Here is a 19,711-nt window from a genome sequence, read left to right as displayed (position 1 = left end):
GGGGAAAAAAGCAACGCAAGTGAGATGTCAGGCGAAACGGCACGCAGTGGACGATGGCCTTCTTCGTTGTTCTTGCGACGTGCTCGCGCCCCTTTCGTGCGCCCTTCCTTCCCCGAAAGGACGAAGGTGCAGAAGCGATGGTCCTGCGCTTTCGTCCGTGTTTTTGCGACGCGCGATGCGTTGCATCGCTGCAGTGCCTAGCCCCCGATTTTGAGGCACGAGCGTTAGCCCTATGCGAAGGCCTGCTGGCGTCTCGACACAATATCTTGTGAAATTATGTGCCGTTCACACCAAGTATAGTAGAGCGATTGATCATCTCAAAAGGGTTTATTTGCCCGCCGGCCCTTGACATTTGCATGTTGCGGACCGGGCAAGGGCCGACGCAAAACGCAAGAGGCATACGGGTTTTGCCGGTTCGGGCGCATCGCAAAAACAGCGCACGCGAGTGGCTTTATCAACGATGCTGGTAGGGGAAATACCGATCCGCTAGCGCGGCGTCGCGCGCGAACCGCTGCCAATCGAAGTGCGGTCCGGGGTCGGTCTTTCGCCCCGGCGCGATATCGGCGTGGCCGGCCAGCGCTTCGATCGGATAGTGTTCGACGAGCGCCTTCACAAGCGCTGCCAGCATCGCGTATTGCGCCGGCTCGAACGGGGTGTCGTCGGCGCCCACGAGTTCAATACCGATCGAGAAGTCATTGCAGCGCGGCCGGCCAAAGAAATCGGATGCACCGGCATGCCACGCGCGCGCTTCGCAAGAGACGAACTGCACAAGCGCCCCATCGCGCTCAATCAGAAAATGCGACGACACGCGCAAACCGCGCAAGTGCGCGTCGAAGTACGGATGAGCCGAGCAGTCGAGACGATTTTGGAACAGCTCGACGATCGCATCGCCGCCGAATTCGCCGGGCGGCAAACTGATGTTGTGAACGACGATCAGCGACGGCATGGTGTCGGCCGGCCGCGCTTCGCAATTCGGCGACGGCGCTGCGCGCGCCGCCGTCACCCAACCGTCGCCGCCGACCGCAAGACTCTCAGCGCTCATCGGTTCTCACCGCGAGCCAGCGGTGTTGGCCGCATAGGGCCGCGCATGCTCCGCGCAACAGAAGTACTGTTGCCCGACGGAGATGGAGTCGCCTTTGGGCGCATGAACGCCGCATGCGGCACACCGCACCATCGGCTCCGCGAGCGAGCGCGGCGCTTCGCGCGCATGCGCCGCGTGTGGACCACGCGCTGCATCGCTGCGCCCGGGGCCGCCTGCCTGCGCCGTGCGCAGCGCCTTGACGAGCCAGCGCCCCACCAGGACGAAGAGGATCAGAAGAAGAATTTGTCGCATCGATCAGACCACGGGACGGTGCAAGAGCACCTCGAATACAAAGCGAGAGCCGACATAAGCCAACAGCAAAGCCACAAACGACGCGAGCACCCAGCGCAGCGCCGCGCGTCCGCGCCAGCCAGACATACGCCGGGCCGCGAGCAGCGCGCCGAACATCAGCCACGAGAGGAAGGCGAACACCGTCTTGTGATCGAAGGTCAGCGCGCGATCGACGAGCTGCTCGCTAAAGAGAATGCCGGAGATCAGCGTCAACGTCAGCAGCACGAACCCTGCCGCGATCAGGCGAAACAGCAGCTTTTCGAGCGTGAGCAGCGGCGGTAGTGTATCGAGCCAGCTCGTGAACCAGCCGCTCGACGCCCGGTGTTCGAGCGAGCCGCGCAACCCATGCAGGCGCCGCTCCGCGAACAGCGTCAGCACGGCGTGCAGCGCGGCGATGGTCAGCAGTCCATAGGCGATGTTCGCGATGACGAAGTGCAGCTTGAAAAGCGGCGCGGCCGCGTACGGCAACACGCGCACGCCGCCGAACAAAAGCGGCAGCAACGAAGCCACGCAAGCGAGCGGCACCACGAGCAAACGCAGCCCATCGAGCGGAAAAAAGAAACTTTCGATCCAATAGATGCTGGCCCCAAGCCAGAACATCGCGGAGAGCGCAAACGCAAAGCCGAACACCATCGCGTCGTGCGGGAAGATCGTCGTGTGCAACAGCAGGCCATGCGCGAGCAGCGCGACGAACAGCAGCACACGCCCCGGCATCGTCATGCCAGACGCGGCGGCGAATGGCGGCGGGGCTGGCATCGGAGGTACACTCGAAAGCACAGCGCGCGGCCCCGTGTGCCCGCCGAAGGCCGCGGCCCCGGCGCCCGCAGCCCGATAGGCGCGCCAGCCGGCCACGGCAAGGCTGCCGTAAAGGAGCGCGGTGAGGGCATACAGTACAATGTCCATATTCTGCAGTTTACACTAGCGTCTGTTTATATATGGCGGGCAGCGCCTGTCGTCACCCGTTATACGTAAACAGACGCTTGGCCCATTCGCGCGTGCGCCGGCAAGCCGCCACGCACGGTTGACCGTTCCGTTCCTCCGCTCCCATGCTCGACACTCTCACTCAACGGATGGCGCGCGTCGTTAAAACGCTGCGCGGCGAAGCCCGTCTCACCGAAGCCAACACCCAGGAAATGCTGCGCGAGGTGCGCCTCGCCCTGCTCGAAGCCGACGTGGCCCTACCCGTCGTGCGCGAATTCATTGCCAAGGTGAAGGAAAAAGCGCTCGGCGAGGAAGTCGTCGGCAGTCTGTCGCCGGGTCAGGCGCTCGTCGGTGTCGTGCAGCGCGAGCTCACCGCCGTCATCGGGGGCGACTACGAAGGCCGCGCCGCCGAACTCAACCTGGCCGTGACGCCGCCCGCCGTGATCCTGATGGCGGGCCTGCAAGGTACCGGCAAGACGACGACGGTCGGCAAGCTCGCCAAGCTGTTGCGCGAGAAAGACAAGAAAAAAGTGCTCACCGTCTCGTGCGACGTCTACCGGCCCGCCGCGATCGCGCAGCTCAAGACGGTCACCGAACAGGTCGGCGCCGAATTCTTCCCGTCGCAACCCGATCAAAAGCCGGTCGACATCGCGTTGGCCGCCGTCGATTGGGCCAAGCGTCACTACCACGACGTGCTGATCGTCGATACGGCCGGCCGGCTCGGCATCGACGACGCGATGATGCAGGAAATCACCGCGCTGCACGGCACGTTGAATCCGGCGGAAACCCTGTTCGTGGTCGACGCGATGCTCGGTCAGGACGCGGTGAACACGGCCAAGGCGTTCAACGATGCGCTACCGCTCACGGGCGTCGTGCTGACGAAGCTCGACGGCGACTCGCGCGGCGGCGCAGCGCTCTCGGTGCGGCACGTGACCGGCAAGCCGATCAAGTTCGTCGGCGTGGCCGAGAAGTTGGACGGGCTCGAGGTGTTCTACCCGGAGCGCATGGCCAACCGCATTCTCGGCATGGGCGATATCCTCGCGCTCGTCGAAGAAGCGCAGCGCAACGTCGACGTCAAGGCTGCGCAAAAGCTCGCCGACAAAGTCAAAAAAGGCGGCGACTTCGATCTCAACGATTTCCGCGCGCAGCTCTCGCAGATGAAGAGCATGGGCGGACTGTCCACGCTGATGGATAAGCTGCCCGCTCAATTTCAGCAAGCGACGGCCGGCGCGGACATGAGTCAGGCGGAAAAGCAAATGCGGCGCATGGAGGGCATCATCAACTCGATGACACCGAAGGAGCGCGCCAAGCCCGAACTGATCAAGGCCACGCGCAAGCGCCGGATCGCTTCCGGCGCGGGCGTGCAGGTTCAGGAGGTGAACCGTATGCTCAATCAATACGAGCAAATGCGCACGATGATGAAAAAGCTCAAGGGCGGTAATCTGCAAAAGATGATGCGCGGCATGAAGGGTATGCTGCCCGGCATGCGCTGACGTCTTCCACCTCCACACTCACTATATACGCCGCTCATTCGACGCCATGAATCGCGAAGAAGCCCTCCATATCTTTCGCCACTCCGAGCAGATCGTCTCGGCCGACGAGGTGAACGCGTCGATCGAGCAGATGGCGCAAGCCATCCGCGCGGAGATGAACGATACGTTCCCGCTCGTGCTGTCGGTGATGGGCGGCGCCGCCGTCTTCACCGGCATGCTGCTGCCCCGCCTCGATTTCCCGCTCGAATTCGACTACATCCATCTCACCCGCTACCGCAATACGACGCAAGGCAGCGCTGACATGCAATGGCGGGTGGCGCCGGCCGAATCGGTCAAAGGCCGTATCGTGCTGGTGCTCGACGATATTCTCGACGAAGGCGAGACGATGGCCGCCATTCGCGACCGCATCCTGGCGATGGGCGCGAAGCGCTTTTTGAGTGCGGTGCTGTGCGAGAAGACTCTGTCCAAAGGCAAGCCGCTTTATCCCGATTTTTGCGGCTTCAAAGTGCCGGATCGCTATGTGTTCGGCTGTGGGATGGACGCGCGCGGCTACTGGCGCAACCTGCCGACGATCCGCGCGCTGACCGACGGCGCCTGAGTGCGTCAGACATCAATCGTCGGTCATTAATCACTAGCCACCGGCAAGGGCGCCAAGAGGCTCCCGCCAGTGACGCCCGACCGCTCCTTCGCCCCTCAGCCCGCGACCGACGAATACCCCGCACGCACGCGTGCGGCAGCGAACGCAGCCGCTTCGTCGATGGGTACCAGCGTCGGCTCGGCATCGCGTCGGCCCTGGTACTCGATATTTCCCTCCTTCAAGCCGCGCTCACCAATGACGAGCCGATGCGGCACACCAATCAGCTCCCAGTCGGCAAACATGACGCCAGGCCGTTCGCCGCGATCGTCAAAGATTACGTCGATACCCGCTTCGGTCAGTTGTGCATAAAGCGTGTCGGCCGCGGCGCGCACCGTGTCGCTGCGCTCATAGCCCATCGGGCAGAGTACGAGCTCGAACGGCGCGATCGCTTCGGGCCAGATGATGCCGCGCTCGTCGTTGTTCTGCTCGATCGCCGCGCCGAGAATGCGCGTGATGCCGATGCCATAGCAGCCCATTACCATCGGCCGCGGCTTGCCCGTTTCGTCGAGGAACGTCGCGCCCATTGCATCGGAGTATTTCGTGCCGAGCTGAAAGACATGACCGACCTCGATGCCGCGGCAAATCTCGAGCGCGCCCTTGCCATCCGGCGACGGGTCGCCCGGCCGCACGTTGCGGATATCGGCGACGACGGGCTCGGGCAAATCGCGGCCCCAGTTCACGCCCGTGGTGTGGTAATCGGTTTCGTTCGAGCCGACGACGAAATCGCTCATGCACGCGACGGTGCGATCGGCGATCACCTTGACCGGTTTTTTCGTGCCGATCGGCCCGAGATAGCCGGGCGGCGTGCCGAACCACTCGACGATTTCGGCCTCGGTCGCGAAGCGGAAATTCGCGAGCCCCGGCAGCTTGCTTGTCTTGATTTCATTGAGATCGTGGTCGCCACGCAGCATCAGCAACCAAATCGTCGGCTCGGCGCCTTCGTTGTCCGTGGCGAGCACGATCGACTTGATGGTGCGCGCGAGCGGCAGGCCAAGAAATTCGGCGACTGCTTCGCATTTCGCCTTGCCCGGCGTCGCCGTCTTCGTCATCGGCTCGCTGGGCGCCGCACGTTGTGCGCCGAGCGCGAGCGCTTCGGCCGCTTCCACGTTGGCCGCAAACTCCGAGTTCGGACAGTAGGCGATGTCGTCCTCGCCGGTGTCGGCGATCACGTGGAACTCTTGCGACTTGTTGCCGCCGATCGCACCGCTATCGGCCGCCACCGCGCGGAATTCGAGGCCGATGCGCGTAAAAATGCGCACGTAGGCGTCGAACATCTTGCGATATGACTCGTCGAGACCGGCCTGATCCTTGTCGAACGAATAGGCGTCTTTCATCGTGAATTCGCGCCCGCGCATCACGCCGAAACGGGGACGAATCTCGTCACGAAACTTCGTTTGAATCTGGTAAAAATTCACCGGCAACTGCCGGTAGCTCTTGATCTGATTGCGGGCGATGTCCGTCACGACTTCCTCGTGCGTCGGACCGAAGACGAAATCGGTTTGCTTGCGATCCTTGAAACGCAGCAACTCCGGCCCGTATTGCACCCAGCGCCCGGACTCCTGCCAAAGCTCGGCTGGCTGAACAGACGGCATCAGCAACTCGAGCGCGCCGGCCCGGTTCATCTCTTCGCGCACGATGGCTTCGACCTTGCGAATCGAGCGCAGCCCAATCGGCAAATAGTTGTAGATGCCACCCGCGACGCGCCGGATCATGCCCGCGCGCACCATCAACTTGTGGCTGACGACTTCCGCGTCGGCCGGAGCTTCCTTCAAAGTGCCAATAAAAAAACGGGACGCTTTCATTCAGTTTTTCCAAAGCGGCGGCCCACGGTGAGCCGCTCAAAGAGGGGAACGAGTGGGTTCGAACTGCGCGGCACGCGCCTTGCGTCACGCGCGACCCGTACTGGTGCATGCCGATGCGGAAGACTCGTTATCTGTTTATAATCAAAGCAATTTTAAAGGATTCGAAGGTGGTTGTATGCTTGATCGCGAAGGCTTTCGCCCGAACGTCGGCATCATCCTCTTGAACGCGCATAACGAGGTGTTTTGGGGTAAGCGGCTGCGTGAACATTCCTGGCAGTTTCCGCAAGGGGGCATCAAATATGGCGAAACCCCCTTGCAAGCAATGTATCGGGAGTTACACGAAGAAACCGGCTTGCGTCCGGAACATGTCAAGATCGTCGGCCGCACGCGCGACTGGCTGCGTTACGAGGTGCCGGACAAGTTCATCAAGCGCGAAGTACGCGGGCACTATCGCGGCCAGAAGCAGATCTGGTTCTTGCTGCGGATGGTCGGTCGCGATTGCGACATCTGCCTGCGCGCTACCGATCACCCGGAGTTCGACGCTTGGCGTTGGAACGAATACTGGGTGCCGCTCGATGCCGTCATCGAGTTCAAGCGTGATGTCTATCAATTGGCGTTGACCGAGCTGTCGCGATTCCTGCGCCGCCCGGCGTCGCGCCACGACAAATCGCGTGGCCAGAGCGGGCCGGCGCGGCAACCGCACATGCCGGCCGACGCCTGCACAGCCGCAGGCGCGCCCGAGCAGATGGGCGCGTCGGCGGGCGTGATCGTCATCGAAACATCAGCCGAAAACACGGACGACATCCGCTGTTCGACATCTTCCACTGTCCTGATCGTGCCTGAATAGGCACTTCACGCCCAATCCGGGCGCCATTGCGTCCGTGCAAACGCCCTGAACACCTCGAACGGACGCTATCATTCGGTTCTCCGAATATCGCGCCCGTTTTTTCGAGGATCCCATATTGAAAGCGACGACACTTGCCGTGGCTTGTCTAGCCGCCAGCGCGCTGCTGGCCGGCTGCTCGCACACGCCGGCCAAATCCGCCGCCGCATCCAACAAGGATGACAGCACGTTCACTTATTTGCTCGATCGCCAGGGAAAGTGGACGGAAAACAAGGTCGAGGCGCTGCCTCCGTTGCCGCAGGCAGCCGACCTCCTGCCGTTCGACGTTTCGCAAAATACCCCGCTCAAGTTTGCCGTCGACGGAAAATCGATCGACGTGGGCTCGGATGGCGTCGTGCGCTACACGGTGGTCGTCACGAGCCCCTCCGGTGCACGCAATGTCAATTACGAAGGCATCCGCTGCGACACCTATGAATGGCGCCAGTACGCGGGGCTCGACGCCGATCACAACGGCTGGGACCGCAGCGTCGCCACGCGCTGGCGGCGCATCGAGAACGGCGAATTGAACGCTTATCACGCTTCGCTATATCAGGATTACTTCTGCGCGAACAAGATGCCGGCCGCGCCCGCGAAGACGATCGTCGATAACCTGCGCCACGGCCGCACGGTGTCGTCGCTCATTCACTGAGACGCAGGACACGCGACGCAGCTAAAGAATTTTCGCATTCCATGCTACCGGCATTCGCGCCATCCTTCCGATTGCGATGGATACCACCTTCAGGTGGGTCCTTTGGTCCTTGACTCTGTCGGAAGGAGCTTCCCGTATGAACGCCAGAGTGCGCCCCGAACTTCACAATCTCACTCTCGCGGCACTGCGAGCGGGCGCTATGGCGCCGCAAACCCTCGCAACGTGGGCGCCTAACCTCGGCGGCGCGAGAATCCACGTTGGCGTTCCTTTTCGCACCGACGGCTCCGGCGGTGCGCACACGAACCACGATTGCGCAGCCATCAACGCACTCAACCGGCTGGTGAACAGCGACGGCAGCGCTCGGTTCGGCGTCGAGGTCGCTCCCGTCACGTTGCCGCGCGGGGCAGCCGGCGCCGAGAGTCCGCCTCGCGAAGCCAAGTGGTCAGATCTCGATGGCATCGACCTGCTCTACATCGCCGGCGGACCGACGGCCAACGATACGCAGGAAGGGTCGTCGAGCGCCCCGACACAGTATCAGGAAGAAAGAGACTTCAACCGCATCCTCGAACCCATCCGCAAGCGCGGCGAAAAGGACGATGCGTTCGGAAAGCGCGTTGAAAAATATGAACGGGTAAAGCTCGAGCATACAACCCGAACCCAGTACGAACTGCGGTTGCTCGAAATCGCCCGAAGTCGCGGAATTCCCGTGCTGGCTGTATGCGCCGGCTCTTGGCGTCTACTCGAAAGCTATAACGGCAAGGTGCGGACGTTGGACGTCAATACCCGCGCCCGCCATAAGGCGAAGAACTCGAGCGACACCTGGAAGTTGGAGCACGGCGTACGCGTGCGCGGTAATACGATGCTGCGCTCGCTGACAGCCGGTGGGCGCGATACCGACCGTGATATCAACGGCGTGAATTCGACGCATTGGGCTGTCGCGGCGACCGATGCCACGTCAGCGAACGGCACCGGGGATGCCGCGGATACCGCGACCATGACTTACCCTACACTCGCGCGTCGACCGCTTCCGGACGGGCAAACAGCCGCTCCCAAAAGCCACTCGGCCGAGTGGCTCGAAGTCAGCGCTGTCGATCAAGACAGCCCGCATACGGTGGAAGCATTCGAATCGCTCTACGGCGCACCGACGATGGGCATTCAATGGCACCCCGAATGTTACTTGCCGGGGATGCCGGGGGCCGGCGACATGAGTCCCGGCACACCCGGAGCGCTTAGCACTGCGTTAATCGAATTCATGGTATTTGCGGCCCAGGCACGCCGACGAAAACAGCATGTGATCGCATCACTGCAAGCCAAAGCGACAGCCACGGCCGCACTACAGCAGGCTGTCGCGCTGACACCGGCCAGGCCGGCGCAGGCGTACAACGCCCTCACACAGGCGCTGCGATTTCTGCCCTTCGCCCAATGGACGCCACCGATGCGCGCGCTGCAACAAGAAATCATCCGCAAATGCGACTAGCCGGGCGGTTGCGCGCTAGACCAAAACGAGGTTGTCGCGATGAATGAGTTCGGGCTCGAGCATATAGCCGAGAATCGGTTCGATCTCGGCACTCGGCTTGCGGTGGATCAGCTTCGCTTCCGCACTGCTGTAGTTCGTGATGCCGCGCGCCACCTCGCGCCCTGCAACGTTGACACAGGCAATCACTTCGCCACGCGCGAACGCACCGCGAACGTTGACAACGCCGATCGGCAGCAGACTCTTGCCGCCCGCGGTGAGCTTGTCGACCGCGCCGTCGTCGATGACGACATGCCCGCGCACCTGTAGGTGGTCCGCCATCCATTGCTTGCGCGCAGCAAGCCGCGCCGTACGTGCAATGAGCTGCGAGCCGATCGCCTCGCCGGCCGCGAGCCGCACGAGCACGTCGGGCTCGCGGCCGCTCGCGATCACCGTATTCGCGCCGCTACCTGCGGCGCGCTTGGCGGCAAGAATCTTCGTCAGCATGCCGCCGCGGCCGATGCTTGTGCCGGCACCGCCCGCCATGGCCTCGAGTTCCGGGGCGCCAGCATCTGCCTCGCGCACGAGCTGAGCGCTCGGGTCTTTGCGCGGGTCAGCTGTGTAGAGCCCGGTTTGATCGGTGAGAATGATCAGCGCGTCACCTTCGATGAGATTGGCAACCAGTGCGCCGAGCGTGTCGTTATCGCCGAACTTGATTTCGTCGGTGATGACCGTGTCGTTTTCGTTGATGATCGGCACAACGCCCAGCCGCAGCAGCGTAAGCAACGTGGAGCGCGCATTCAGATAGCGCTCTCGATCCGCCAGGTCGGCGTGGGTCAACAGAATCTGCGCGGTGCGGATACCGTGCTCCGCAAAGCGGGATTCGTAGACCTGCGCGAGACCCATCTGCCCCACTGCGGCAGCTGCCTGCAACTCGTCGATCTCGCGTGGCCGCTTGGCCCAGCCGAGTCGCTGCATGCCCTCCGCGATTGCTCCTGAACTGACGAGCACGACCTCCTTGCCCTGCGCGCGCACTTGCGCGATTTGCGCGGCCCAGCGCCCGATGGCCGTTTGATCGAGCCCCCGCCCGTCGTTCGTCACGAGACTGGACCCCACTTTGACTACCAAGCGTTTCGAATCGGCGATGACAGAGCGCATCGTGCGAGAGTCTCCCATTGAATGACGCGGCGACGCCTGACGGGTTACTGGTGCGGCGTCGCAGGCCCGCTTGCCGAACCGGGCGCGGCATCCTCGCGAAAGCGGACATCGGCAGCCAGATCTTCGGCTTGTTCGGCGTGGTGCGCCTCTGAGTGCGCCGCGAGGTAATCGAAAATCGCGTAGCAAAGATGTTCGCAGCCGAGGCCCGTCAACGCCGATATCTCGAAGACGGGGCCGGTCCATTCGAATCGTGCGAGGAAATCGGCAACGCGTGCTTCGCGTTCCTCCTCCGGCACCATATCGAGCTTATTCAGCACGAGCCAGCGCGGCTTTTGATAGAGCGCTTCGTCGTATTTGCGTAGCTCGCCGACAATCGCGCGCGCTTCCGAAACCGGGTCGACGGTTTCGTCGAACGGTGCCAAATCGACGAGATGCAGCAGCAAACCGGTGCGCTGCAGATGGCGCAGAAACTGGTGACCGAGGCCCGCACCCTCTGCGGCGCCCTCGATGAGCCCCGGAATATCGGCGATCACAAAGCTCTTGCTTGGCCCCACGCGCACGACACCCAGATTCGGGGCCAGCGTGGTGAACGGATAATCGGCGATTTTCGGCCGAGCGTTCGAGACCGATGAGATGAACGTCGACTTACCGGCGTTCGGCATGCCGAGCAGCCCGACGTCGGCCAGCACTTTCAGCTCGAGCCGCAGCATGCGGCGTTCGCCGGGCTTGCCTTCGGTTTTCTGCCGCGGTGCACGGTTCGTACTCGACTTGAAATGCAGGTTGCCGAGGCCACCCGCTCCACCCTGCGCAATCAGCACCGTCTGCTCGTGCTCCGTGAGGTCGGCAATCAGCTCGCCCGTTTCCTGATCCGTCACCACGGTGCCGACAGGCATGCGCAGCACGATGTCATCACCGCCCTTGCCGTAGCAATCGGAGCCTCGGCCGTTTTCGCCGTTGCGGGCCTGATGCTTTTTCGCGTAGCGGTAATCGATCAGGGTGTTGATATTGCGGTCCGCGACCGCGTAGACGCTGCCGCCGCGCCCGCCGTCGCCTCCATCCGGGCCACCGAACGGGACGAACTTTTCGCGGCGCATCGACGCGCTGCCGTCGCCGCCGTCGCCGGCGATTACTTCGATCCGCGCTTCGTCAATGAACTTCATGAATTGCTCCGTCCCGTGTTTCCGTTATTGTGCCGCGCCGGCCGATGATGACCAAGCCGGCCATTCGGCCAACGCCGGCCAGCCGTCGTTACGTTTGCTACGTGCAACACGCACCTGCAACGAAAAAGGCCCCGCCAACTTCGCGGGGCCTTTTTCGGCTGGTCGCGCCCGGGTCCGATCGATCTTAGACCGCGGCCGGAACGACGTTGACCAAGTGCTTCTTGTCGGCGCCTTTCGTCGTGAACTTGACGTGGCCATCGATCAACGCGAAGAGCGTGTGATCTTTGCCGATGCCGACATTGTTGCCCGGGTGCATGCGCGTACCGCGTTGACGCACGATGATTCCGCCCGCGTTGATCGACTGGCCGCCGTACACCTTCACACCGAGGCGTTTTGACTCGGAGTCGCGGCCGTTGCGGGAAGACCCGCCTGCTTTTTTGTGTGCCATCTGTTTGCTCCTTGACCGGTGCGCTTACGCGTTGATCGCGTCGATGCGCAGTTCGGTATAGTTCTGGCGGTGGCCCGCGTGCTTCTGGTAGTGCTTCCGGCGACGCATCTTGAAGATGGTGACTTTGGCATGCCGACCGTGCGATACAACGGTAGCCTTGACGGAAGCCCCACTGACCAGCGGCGTACCGAACTGAATCGATTCGCCTTCGCCCACTGCGAGAACCTGGTCGAGCGTGATTTCAGCGTCAATGTCTGCCGGTATCTGTTCTACTTTCAATTTTTCGCCGACGGCAACCTTGTACTGCTTGCCCCCGGTTTTTATGACCGCGTACATTGAGAACCTCACTCTGTATTCCGCCGCCGTATCGATCGACACGACGGCCGTTTTCACGTGTTTCCACGTACTCTTTACACCTGCGATGCAGCACATGGCTGCGCTACATCGCTGCTGTACTGCCTCTGTACTGCCTCGCTGTACTACCTATTTACCGCTTGTTTCTCCACGCACCTCGCGTGAAAACGCGTGATTATACATAGAGTTAGCGGCGCGGTCAAAAGCTGGCCTACGCGCCGGCGGCGTACGTGCTGTGCGCGTCATCGCGCCCCACATTCCTTTACAGCATGTCCCGCCTGCCGCGGCGCACCGAAGCGGTCTGCGATGTGCATCGCACGCGTCTTGCAACCGCTGATAACCCTTTATAATCCGCGGCACTACCCATTTCTCTCATCATGTCGTCGACCGCCACCACCGCCCCCAGCGCCACTAGCCTACTTGCCCCAATCACCGAAGACATGGAGCAGGTCAACCGGGTCATCCGGCAACGCTTGGCCTCCGAGGTGATGCTGATCAATCAGATCTCCGAGTACATTATCGGCGCGGGGGGCAAGCGGCTGCGCCCGGCGCTGCTGTTGCTCGTCGCCCGCGCGCTCGGCGAGACCACCGGCTACCGACACGAGTTGGCAGCAGTCGTCGAGTTCATTCACACGGCAACGCTGCTTCACGACGACGTGGTCGACGAATCGGACCTGCGCCGCGGCCACAAAACCGCCAACGCGCTGTTCGGCAACGCCGCGAGCGTCCTCGTCGGCGATTTTCTGTATTCGCGTTCGTTCCAGATGATGGTCGGCGTGGGCAAGATGCGCGTGATGGAAATCCTGGCCGAAGCGACGAACATTATTTCCGAAGGCGAGGTGCTGCAGTTACTCAACATGCATGACGCCGATGTCGACGAGGGGCGGTACATGCAGGTGATCCGCTACAAGACGGCGAAGCTCTTCGAGGCGGCCGCGCAGATCGGCGCGGTGCTCGCCGGCGTCGACGCGACGACGGAGGCCGCCGCGGCCGAATTCGGGCGCCGCATCGGTACCGCGTTTCAGATCATGGACGATTGGCTCGACTACACGGGGAGCGCGGAATCGATGGGCAAGAATGCCGGCGACGACTTGCGCGAAGGCAAGCCCACGCTCCCGCTCATCTATCTGATCGAACGCGGCACGCCCGAGCAGTCAGCGCTTGCACGCCAGGCACTCGAACAGGGCGGCACAGACCGCTTTGATACGATCTTCGAGGCCATTACGCGCTCCGGCGCGCTGGACCATACGCTCGCGTGCGCCAAGCGCGAAGCGGAGGCCGCCAACGCCGCGATTTCTTCGTTCCCAGATTCCATTTACAAGGAAAGCCTGCTAGAATTATGCTCTTACTCAACGGCGAGACAGTCTTGAAAGAGACTCGCCGGTCGGCATAGTCCACGAGTGCAGTCATGCAGTCTTTTTCGGGGTGTAGCTTAGCCTGGTAGAGCGCTACGTTCGGGACGTAGAGGCCGGAGGTTCGAATCCTCTCACCCCGACCAGATTCAGTCGGAAAAAACCGCGTACTTGGTTACGCGGTTTTTTTTCGTCCCAATGTCCATGCGGGCGGACATCGCATGGCATGGGTGCCCATGGGCCATTTTTAGCCAACCGGCTGACTGGGCCACGGTGAACGCTCTGCTATATTCTCGCCATCCCCCACCTTTTTCCGCCTTCTAGCACAACGCGTGGAACACCTTCCTTTATGGGCGCAAGTAGGCGCCGTCTTCGTACTTCTCTTTGTTTCCGGCTTCTTCTCGATTTCGGAAACCGCCATGATGGCGCTAAACCGCCATCGCCTCAAGCATCTCGCCAACAAGGGCGTGTTCGGGGCTAAAACCACGCAAGGCCTGCTGGGCCGCACCGACGAGCTGCTCGGCGTGATCCTGATCGGCAACAACCTGCTCAACACGATCATCCCGGTGTTGACCACCTCGATCGCATTGCGCACGTTCGGCAGCAACAACCTGGTATTGTCCGTCGCCACCGGCATCGTCGCGTTTCTGATCATCGTGTTCGCGGAAATCACGCCGAAGATTGTCGGCGCGACGTACCCCGAGAAAATCGCGCTGCCGGCGGGGTTCATCATTGCAGCACTGATGCGCGTGCTCAAGCCGGTGGTCTGGTTCGTCAACCTCTTTTCCAACGCGATCCTGCTCGTGCTGCATATCAACACGAAAGGCGGCCGCGATCAACGGCTTTCCACCGAGGAATTGCGGACCATCGTTCTCGAGTCGGGCAACTTCATGCCGACCAAACACCGCAGCATCCTGCTCAATTTGTTCGATCTCGAAAACATTTCGGTCGACGATGTGATGATTCCGCGGCGCCGTATCGAAGCACTCGATTTCGAGGCGCCGTTCGACGATATCCTGCGGCAGATCGAGACCTGCTATCACAACAAGTTGATCGTGTACCAAGGCGATATCGACCGCGTGCTCGGCGTGCTGCACGTACGCAAGACGCTTGCCGCGCTGCATAAGCAGGAGCTCGAGCGCGAAACGCTACGGGAATTGCTGACCGAGCCATATTTCGTGCCCTCCGGCACGCCGGTGTTTCAGCAGCTTCAGTACTTTCAGGAGACGCGCCAGCGCACGGCGCTCGTCGTCAACGAATATGGCGAGCTGCAAGGGCTCGTGACACCCGAAGACATTCTGGAGGAACTGATCGGCGAGTTCACGACCTCGATTCCGCGCGGAGCGGGTTCGAGGCGCGGCTGGAATGACGAAGGCGAGTGCATCGTTGCGGGCACCATGCCGCTGCGCGAGCTCAATCGCTGGCTGCAACTGAGCCTGCCGACCGACGGGCCGAAGACGTTGAACGGTCTTCTGCTCGAGACGCTCGAGGAAATTCCTGAAGGCGACGTGTGCGTGCGTATCGGCGATGTTCACCTCGAAGTGATGCAAAGCGACGACCAGGCCATTCGCACGGTCAAGGTCTTCAAGCCCAAGAGCCGTCAGGCGGCGAGATCAGCGCGAGGTTAGCCGATCGGCCGAATATCGGCCAACGCTTGATAGCGCGATGATCCCCTTATCGTGTTCGATAGGCGGCGCTCTTGCCGGTTTTCGTTGTCCTCATCTCTCTCATCCCCCCTTATTGCACCCGCCGCGATTGCTGCAGCTTCGGCACCCGCCGATGCAAGCGAGGTGCCGGTCGTCCGTCTACTGGCCGACGTCCTCGCTCAAGCCTCGCAGTTGCGTGCGTCCGATATCCATGTCGAACCTGGCGACGCTAGCTGGCGCATCCGGCTGCGTATCGACGGCGTGTTGCACGAGCTACTTCGCCCGCCGGCGTACCTGCGCGACGCGTTCGTGACACGCCTCAAAGTGCTTGCGCGGTTGGACATCGCCGAGCGCAGAGTGCCGCAGGATGGCCGATTGCGGCTTGCCGTCGCGCCCGGCGTGATCGAGAACTACCGGGTCAGTTCGTTACCGACACTGCTTGGAGAAAAGCTCGTGCTGCGCCGGCTCGAAGCGCTGCCTGCTGACCTGTCGCTTGGCACACTGGGCTTCGATTCAGGACAAAGGTTGCTGATCGAAGCAGCGCTTAACGCACCGCACGGCCTCATTCTCGTCACTGGTCCAACGGGTAGCGGCAAGACGCTTTCGCTCTATTGCTTTTTGCAGATGCTCAACGCCTCTTCTCGCAACTTGTGTACGGTGGAAGATCCGGCCGAAATTCAGTTGCCCGACATCAACCAGGTCAACGTCCGCGAGCAGACGGGCCTTACGTTCGCCACTGCACTGCGTGCGTTTTTGCGGCAAGACCCCGACGTGGTCATGGTCGGCGAGATTCGGGACGCGGAGACGGCCGACGTCGCGTTGAAGGCGGCGCAGACGGGGCACCTCGTTTTGTCGACGCTGCATACGAACGATGCGCCCGGGGCCATTACGCGCCTCATCGATATCGGGATTGCACGGTACCGGCTCGCCGCGGCGCTGCGGCTTGTCACCGCGCAACGGCTCGTGCGCCGCTTATGTGAACGGTGCCGCGAAAGCGGACATGAATCACCGGCTGCGTTACATGCGGCGGGCTTTGCCATGCATGAGATCGGCGGTTGGACGCCGTACGTGGCGCGCGGGTGCGAGGCATGCCATGGCATCGGCTATCTAGGGCGCGTCGGTGTGCATCAGGTTTTGAATGTGTCAGCCGCGATGCGTGAACTCATTGTTGGCGGCGCGAGTTGCATCGAGCTCGCGCGGCGGGCGCAGTTGGACGGGGCAATCTCGCTTCGGCGGGCCGCACTTGCTCGTGTGCGCGACGGCACGACGACGCTCGCGGAAGTCGTCAGTTCGACGGAGGCGGTATGAGAATGCGCCCTAACGCTCACATTCGTTTGTCGACCGGAGTTAGCGCTTCAGCGCTTACTCCGGTCCCATGCAGCGCGTCGACCCAAGTTAGCGCTTCAGCGCTTACTCCGGTCCCATGCAACGCGTCGACCCAAGTTAGCGCTTCAGCGCTTACTCCGGTCCCATGCAACGCGTCGACCCAAGTTGGCGCTTTAGCGCTTACTCCGGTCCCATTCAGCCCGCCCCCCAACGAGCCAAACGGCCCGTCCGAGCGGAGGTTCGCCTGGAGAGGCGTCGAACTCGACGGCACGGCTCGGCGCGGCCGCATTATCGCGACAAACGCCGCCGCGGCGCGGGCTGCGTTGCGTCGCCGCGGTGTCGTTGTCATGGCGCTCGACGAACGTGGCCGAGCCGCGGCGCCAAAAGCGAACGCGCGCGACATCACCACCTTTACCCGCCATGTCGCGAGCATGTTGCGCGCGGGGCTGCCGCTCGCTCAAACGCTGGAGGTGATTGCACGTACGCCCGCTCGAAGCGGCGTTCCGCGCCTGGCAGGCGCACTCGCGCGCAGCCTCAATGCGGGGACCACCTTTGCCGCAGCGCTCGCCCATTACCCCCCGCAATTCGATGCGCTCTATTGCCAGCTCGCAGCGGTGGGCGAAGCGTCGGGCTCGCTCGCTCCGGTGCTCGAGCGAATGGCGCAAGAACGTGAACGCGCCGCCGTGCAGCGCGCCAAGGTGCGAGCCGCGCTTGCCTATCCCACGGTCGTTCTGCTTTTTGCGATCGCAATCACTGGCGCGCTGCTGGCCTGGGTCGTGCCCGCGTTCCAGCAAGTCTTCGAGGGCTTCGGGGCCGCTCTGCCTGGCCCTACGCGTGCTGTCATCGCGCTATCCGACGCCGCGCTGCATTACGGTGGCGCATGCGCCGCTGCGCTCGCCGTCGCACAACTCGTCCTGTTGTTCGCCTTGCGGCGCTCGCATGCCGCACGGCTTGCACTCGGTAAGCTGACGCTCGCCATCCCGCTCATCGGCCGAACGATAGCGGCGCTCGCAGCGGCCCGCTGGTGCAGGGCGCTCGGTACATTGCTTGCTTCGGGCATCCCGCTCGCCGACGCCCTTACTTCGCTCACACATGCCACAGGGCACGCGGTATTCGATGCCGCCAGCATCGAAATTGCGTTGCGGCTCGAGCGCGGCGAGCGATTAGCTGCAGCCATGCATGCCACGTCGACCTTTCCCTCGACGATCATCGAACCGGTGGCGGTGGCGGAAGAGTCCGGCGCGCTCGATGCTGTCTTGCTCGATGTGGCAGCGCTTGCCGAGCGTGAGGTCGATGAAGCGGTCGGCATACTGACGAGCGTCGCCGAGCCGCTCGTCGTCATCATGCTGGGCTCGCTCGTTGGGGGCCTCGTCGTCGCGCTATATCTGCCCATCATCGAACTTGGCAACGTGGTGTAGCATCCAGCCCATAGCTCCCTATTACTCCCCCATTGCCCCACGACCAGACCGCGACTCCATCCGTGCACGCGCTCATCGCCCACACCTCGCTTTCGAGCGCCACAGCGCAGTTTGGTGCTTCGTTCGCCGGCCTGCCGCCAGCGTGGCAATTCGCGTTTGCCGCCGTGTTCGGACTCGTGATCGGCAGCTTTTTGAACGTCGTCGCACACCGGCTGCCAATCATGCTCGAACGTGCCTGGCGCGCCGAAATCAGCGAAGCCACCGGACAACCGGCCGACGACGACGGGCTGCAGCCGCGCTATAACATTTGCGTACCTCGCAGCGCCTGCCCCCATTGCGGACATATCCTGCGTATCTACGAGAACATCCCCGTCGTGAGCTATCTGCTGCTGCGGGGTCGATGCTCGGTCTGCCGCAAGCCGATCAGCATTCGCTATCCGTTCGTCGAGCTCGCAAGTGCGGCCCTCGCGGCGCTCTCGCTATTCGCATTCGGCGCAACCGGCACGGCGTTCGCGGCGTTCGCGCTGTGCGCAGCGTTGCTCGCGATGAGCATGATCGACATCGAGACGCACCTGCTGCCCGACTCGCTGACGCAGCCGCTGCTGTGGGCCGGGCTTGCCGTCAATTTGAGCGGCACGTTCGCGAGCTTGCACGCGGCTGTCATCGGTGCGATCGTCGGGTATGGCGTTCTCTGGTGCATCTATTGGCTCTTCCGCTTCGTGCGAGGCATAGAAGGGATGGGCTACGGCGACTTCAAGCTGCTAGCGGCGTTGGGCGCCTGGCTCGGTTGGACAGCGTTGCCGCAAATCGTGCTGATTTCAGCGGTGACGGGTGCCATCGTCGGGCTCGTCGCGGCGTGGCTCGGACGCATGCGCTTCGAAGAGCCGCTGCCATTCGGACCATTTTTGGCTGCAAGTGGCATCCTCACACTGTTTGTCGGCTCGCCGTTTCTTCACTTGTTTGGAGGCTGAACCATGTTCGTTGTGGGGCTGACAGGCGGCATTGGCAGCGGTAAGACGTTTGTCGCCGATCTGTTCGCCGCGCGCGGTGTCGCTATCGTCGATACCGACGTCATCGCACACAGCATCACCGCGCCCCGCGGCCCGGCGATGCCTTTCATCGCTCGCGAATTCGGCCCAACTTTCATCGCCGCCGATGGTTCGCTGGAACGGGCAAAAATGCGTGCGCTGGCATTCGCCGACGATGCCGCGCGCGCACGCTTGGAGGCGATCACGCATCCGCTCATCCGCGCGGAGACCGAACGCCGAATGAACGCCGCAAACGGGGCTTACCTGATTGTCGTGGTACCGCTGCTCGTCGAGTCGGGCGCGTGGAAGTCGCGCGTCAATCGCGTGCTCGTCGTAGACTGCGACGTCGAGACGCAAATTGCCCGCGTGATGCACCGCAACGGCTTCTCGCGCGAGCAGGTACTTGCCATCATTGCCCGCCAGGCACCGCGCGAAGCGCGGCTCGCCGCGGCCGACGATGTCCTTCTCAACGAAAACATCCAGGTGCAGCAGCTCGACGAACAGGTCGGGCAATTGCACACGCACTACCTCTCACTCGCGCTCGCCGCGGCACGATGATACGCATCGCGCGCAATTCCGCGATTGCGAGGGGGCATCGGCAGCATTAGAAT

18 protein-coding genes, 1 tRNA gene and 1 pseudogene are annotated in these 19,711 nt (G+C 62.5%); 12 read left to right on the top strand and 8 right to left on the bottom strand.

Annotated features, from left to right (window positions below; translation table 11 throughout):
* Positions 1-454 precede the first annotated feature (454 nt).
* From ampD to ACSQ20_RS02900, 3 genes are read right to left on the bottom strand one after another with little or no spacing between them, the layout of a single operon-like run.
* Positions 455-1,042, bottom strand: a complete 588-nt coding sequence (gene ampD / locus ACSQ20_RS02910; protein WP_436017270.1) for a 1,6-anhydro-N-acetylmuramyl-L-alanine amidase AmpD — start codon at positions 1,040-1,042, stop codon at positions 455-457.
* Between the two features lie 6 nt (positions 1,043-1,048).
* Entirely contained in the window at positions 1,049-1,333 is a 285-nt protein-coding gene (locus tag ACSQ20_RS02905) for a PP0621 family protein (RefSeq protein WP_436017268.1), read from the bottom strand.
* A 3-nt stretch (positions 1,334-1,336) separates the two neighbouring features.
* The gene (locus tag ACSQ20_RS02900) at positions 1,337-2,275 is read right to left on the bottom strand and encodes a cytochrome C assembly family protein (protein WP_436017267.1); all 939 of its coding nucleotides are present in this window, start codon (positions 2,273-2,275) and stop codon (positions 1,337-1,339) included.
* A 143-nt stretch (positions 2,276-2,418) separates the two neighbouring features.
* Here ACSQ20_RS02900 and ffh point away from each other — a divergent pair, with 143 nt between their 5' ends.
* On the top strand, positions 2,419-3,786 hold the full coding sequence (ffh, locus tag ACSQ20_RS02895; protein WP_436017265.1) for a signal recognition particle protein: 1,368 nt from the start codon (positions 2,419-2,421) through the stop codon (positions 3,784-3,786).
* 46 nt (positions 3,787-3,832) lie between these two features.
* Positions 3,833-4,384, top strand: a complete 552-nt coding sequence (locus tag ACSQ20_RS02890) for a hypoxanthine-guanine phosphoribosyltransferase (RefSeq protein WP_436017263.1) — start codon at positions 3,833-3,835, stop codon at positions 4,382-4,384.
* Between the two features lie 95 nt (positions 4,385-4,479).
* Here ACSQ20_RS02890 and ACSQ20_RS02885 read toward each other — a convergent pair whose 3' ends face one another.
* Positions 4,480-6,225 (bottom strand): proline--tRNA ligase, encoded by a 1,746-nt coding sequence (locus tag ACSQ20_RS02885; RefSeq protein WP_436017261.1) that lies wholly within the window; start codon positions 6,223-6,225, stop codon positions 4,480-4,482.
* A gap of 175 nt (positions 6,226-6,400) precedes the next feature.
* Between ACSQ20_RS02885 and ACSQ20_RS02880 the strand changes: the two are divergent.
* From ACSQ20_RS02880 to ACSQ20_RS02870, 3 genes and pseudogenes are all read left to right on the top strand, one after another.
* Positions 6,401-6,913: pseudogene (locus ACSQ20_RS02880) on the top strand (RNA pyrophosphohydrolase); the annotation flags it as partial.
* A gap of 274 nt (positions 6,914-7,187) precedes the next feature.
* Positions 7,188-7,757, top strand: a complete 570-nt coding sequence (locus ACSQ20_RS02875) for a CNP1-like family protein (RefSeq protein ID WP_436017259.1) — start codon at positions 7,188-7,190, stop codon at positions 7,755-7,757.
* Between the two features lie 136 nt (positions 7,758-7,893).
* Entirely contained in the window at positions 7,894-9,234 is a 1,341-nt protein-coding gene (locus ACSQ20_RS02870; RefSeq protein ID WP_436017257.1) for a gamma-glutamyl-gamma-aminobutyrate hydrolase family protein, read from the top strand.
* Positions 9,235-9,249: 15 nt separating this feature from the next.
* Here the strand turns inward: ACSQ20_RS02870 and proB are convergent, their stop codons facing one another.
* The 4 genes from proB to rplU form a co-directional block, all read right to left on the bottom strand.
* Positions 9,250-10,368, bottom strand: coding sequence for a glutamate 5-kinase (gene proB, locus ACSQ20_RS02865; RefSeq protein WP_436017255.1), 1,119 nt, complete (start codon positions 10,366-10,368; stop codon positions 9,250-9,252).
* A gap of 44 nt (positions 10,369-10,412) precedes the next feature.
* On the bottom strand, positions 10,413-11,528 hold the full coding sequence (gene cgtA / locus ACSQ20_RS02860) for an Obg family GTPase CgtA (protein WP_436017253.1): 1,116 nt from the start codon (positions 11,526-11,528) through the stop codon (positions 10,413-10,415).
* Positions 11,529-11,712: 184 nt separating this feature from the next.
* Positions 11,713-11,976, bottom strand: a complete 264-nt coding sequence (gene rpmA, locus ACSQ20_RS02855) for a 50S ribosomal protein L27 (protein WP_436017251.1) — start codon at positions 11,974-11,976, stop codon at positions 11,713-11,715.
* 24 nt (positions 11,977-12,000) lie between these two features.
* On the bottom strand, positions 12,001-12,312 hold the full coding sequence (rplU, locus tag ACSQ20_RS02850; protein WP_102609564.1) for a 50S ribosomal protein L21: 312 nt from the start codon (positions 12,310-12,312) through the stop codon (positions 12,001-12,003).
* 395 nt (positions 12,313-12,707) lie between these two features.
* On the opposite strand from rplU, the gene ACSQ20_RS02845 reads away from it, so the two are divergent.
* The 7 genes from ACSQ20_RS02845 (at position 12,708) to coaE (ending at position 19,658) form a co-directional block, all read left to right on the top strand.
* Positions 12,708-13,700, top strand: coding sequence for a polyprenyl synthetase family protein (locus ACSQ20_RS02845; RefSeq protein ID WP_436017249.1), 993 nt, complete (start codon positions 12,708-12,710; stop codon positions 13,698-13,700).
* Between the two features lie 51 nt (positions 13,701-13,751).
* Positions 13,752-13,828: transfer RNA gene (locus ACSQ20_RS02840), tRNA-Pro, on the top strand.
* A gap of 186 nt (positions 13,829-14,014) precedes the next feature.
* Positions 14,015-15,310 (top strand): HlyC/CorC family transporter, encoded by a 1,296-nt coding sequence (locus tag ACSQ20_RS02835; protein ID WP_436017247.1) that lies wholly within the window; start codon positions 14,015-14,017, stop codon positions 15,308-15,310.
* 84 nt (positions 15,311-15,394) lie between these two features.
* Entirely contained in the window at positions 15,395-16,636 is a 1,242-nt protein-coding gene (locus ACSQ20_RS02830; protein ID WP_436017244.1) for a GspE/PulE family protein, read from the top strand.
* 365 nt (positions 16,637-17,001) lie between these two features.
* Positions 17,002-18,072, top strand: coding sequence for a type II secretion system F family protein (locus ACSQ20_RS02825; protein WP_436017242.1), 1,071 nt, complete (start codon positions 17,002-17,004; stop codon positions 18,070-18,072).
* Positions 18,073-18,134: 62 nt separating this feature from the next.
* Complete coding sequence (locus ACSQ20_RS02820; protein WP_436017240.1) at positions 18,135-19,043, top strand: prepilin peptidase; 909 nt, start codon at positions 18,135-18,137, stop codon at positions 19,041-19,043.
* 3 nt (positions 19,044-19,046) lie between these two features.
* Positions 19,047-19,658, top strand: a complete 612-nt coding sequence (gene coaE / locus ACSQ20_RS02815; protein ID WP_436017238.1) for a dephospho-CoA kinase — start codon at positions 19,047-19,049, stop codon at positions 19,656-19,658.
* The last annotated feature ends 53 nt before the right edge of the window (positions 19,659-19,711 follow it).

It is taken from the genome of Trinickia sp. LjRoot230, assembly GCF_964253315.1.
Lineage (GTDB): Bacteria > Pseudomonadota > Gammaproteobacteria > Burkholderiales > Burkholderiaceae > Trinickia.
This window is presented reverse-complemented; position numbering and strand designations above follow the sequence as displayed.

Excerpts from the sequence above, each read along its gene's own strand:
- ampD (WP_436017270.1), bottom strand. The coding sequence starts at position 1,042 with ATGAGCGCTGAGAGTCTTGCGGTCGGCGGCGACGGTTGGGTGACGGCG.
- ACSQ20_RS02870 (WP_436017257.1), top strand. The coding sequence starts at position 7,894 with ATGAACGCCAGAGTGCGCCCCGAACTTCACAATCTCACTCTCGCGGCA.
- rplU (WP_102609564.1), bottom strand. The coding sequence starts at position 12,312 with ATGTACGCGGTCATAAAAACCGGGGGCAAGCAGTACAAGGTTGCCGTC.
- ACSQ20_RS02885 (WP_436017261.1), bottom strand. The coding sequence starts at position 6,225 with ATGAAAGCGTCCCGTTTTTTTATTGGCACTTTGAAGGAAGCTCCGGCC.
- ACSQ20_RS02890 (WP_436017263.1), top strand. The coding sequence starts at position 3,833 with ATGAATCGCGAAGAAGCCCTCCATATCTTTCGCCACTCCGAGCAGATC.
- ACSQ20_RS02845 (WP_436017249.1), top strand. The coding sequence starts at position 12,708 with ATGTCGTCGACCGCCACCACCGCCCCCAGCGCCACTAGCCTACTTGCC.
- coaE (WP_436017238.1), top strand. The coding sequence starts at position 19,047 with ATGTTCGTTGTGGGGCTGACAGGCGGCATTGGCAGCGGTAAGACGTTT.
- ACSQ20_RS02900 (WP_436017267.1), bottom strand. The coding sequence starts at position 2,275 with ATGGACATTGTACTGTATGCCCTCACCGCGCTCCTTTACGGCAGCCTT.
- ffh (WP_436017265.1), top strand. The coding sequence starts at position 2,419 with ATGCTCGACACTCTCACTCAACGGATGGCGCGCGTCGTTAAAACGCTG.
- ACSQ20_RS02905 (WP_436017268.1), bottom strand. The coding sequence starts at position 1,333 with ATGCGACAAATTCTTCTTCTGATCCTCTTCGTCCTGGTGGGGCGCTGG.
- ACSQ20_RS02825 (WP_436017242.1), top strand. The coding sequence starts at position 17,002 with ATGGCGCTCGACGAACGTGGCCGAGCCGCGGCGCCAAAAGCGAACGCG.
- rpmA (WP_436017251.1), bottom strand. The coding sequence starts at position 11,976 with ATGGCACACAAAAAAGCAGGCGGGTCTTCCCGCAACGGCCGCGACTCC.
- proB (WP_436017255.1), bottom strand. The coding sequence starts at position 10,368 with ATGCGCTCTGTCATCGCCGATTCGAAACGCTTGGTAGTCAAAGTGGGG.
- cgtA (WP_436017253.1), bottom strand. The coding sequence starts at position 11,528 with ATGAAGTTCATTGACGAAGCGCGGATCGAAGTAATCGCCGGCGACGGC.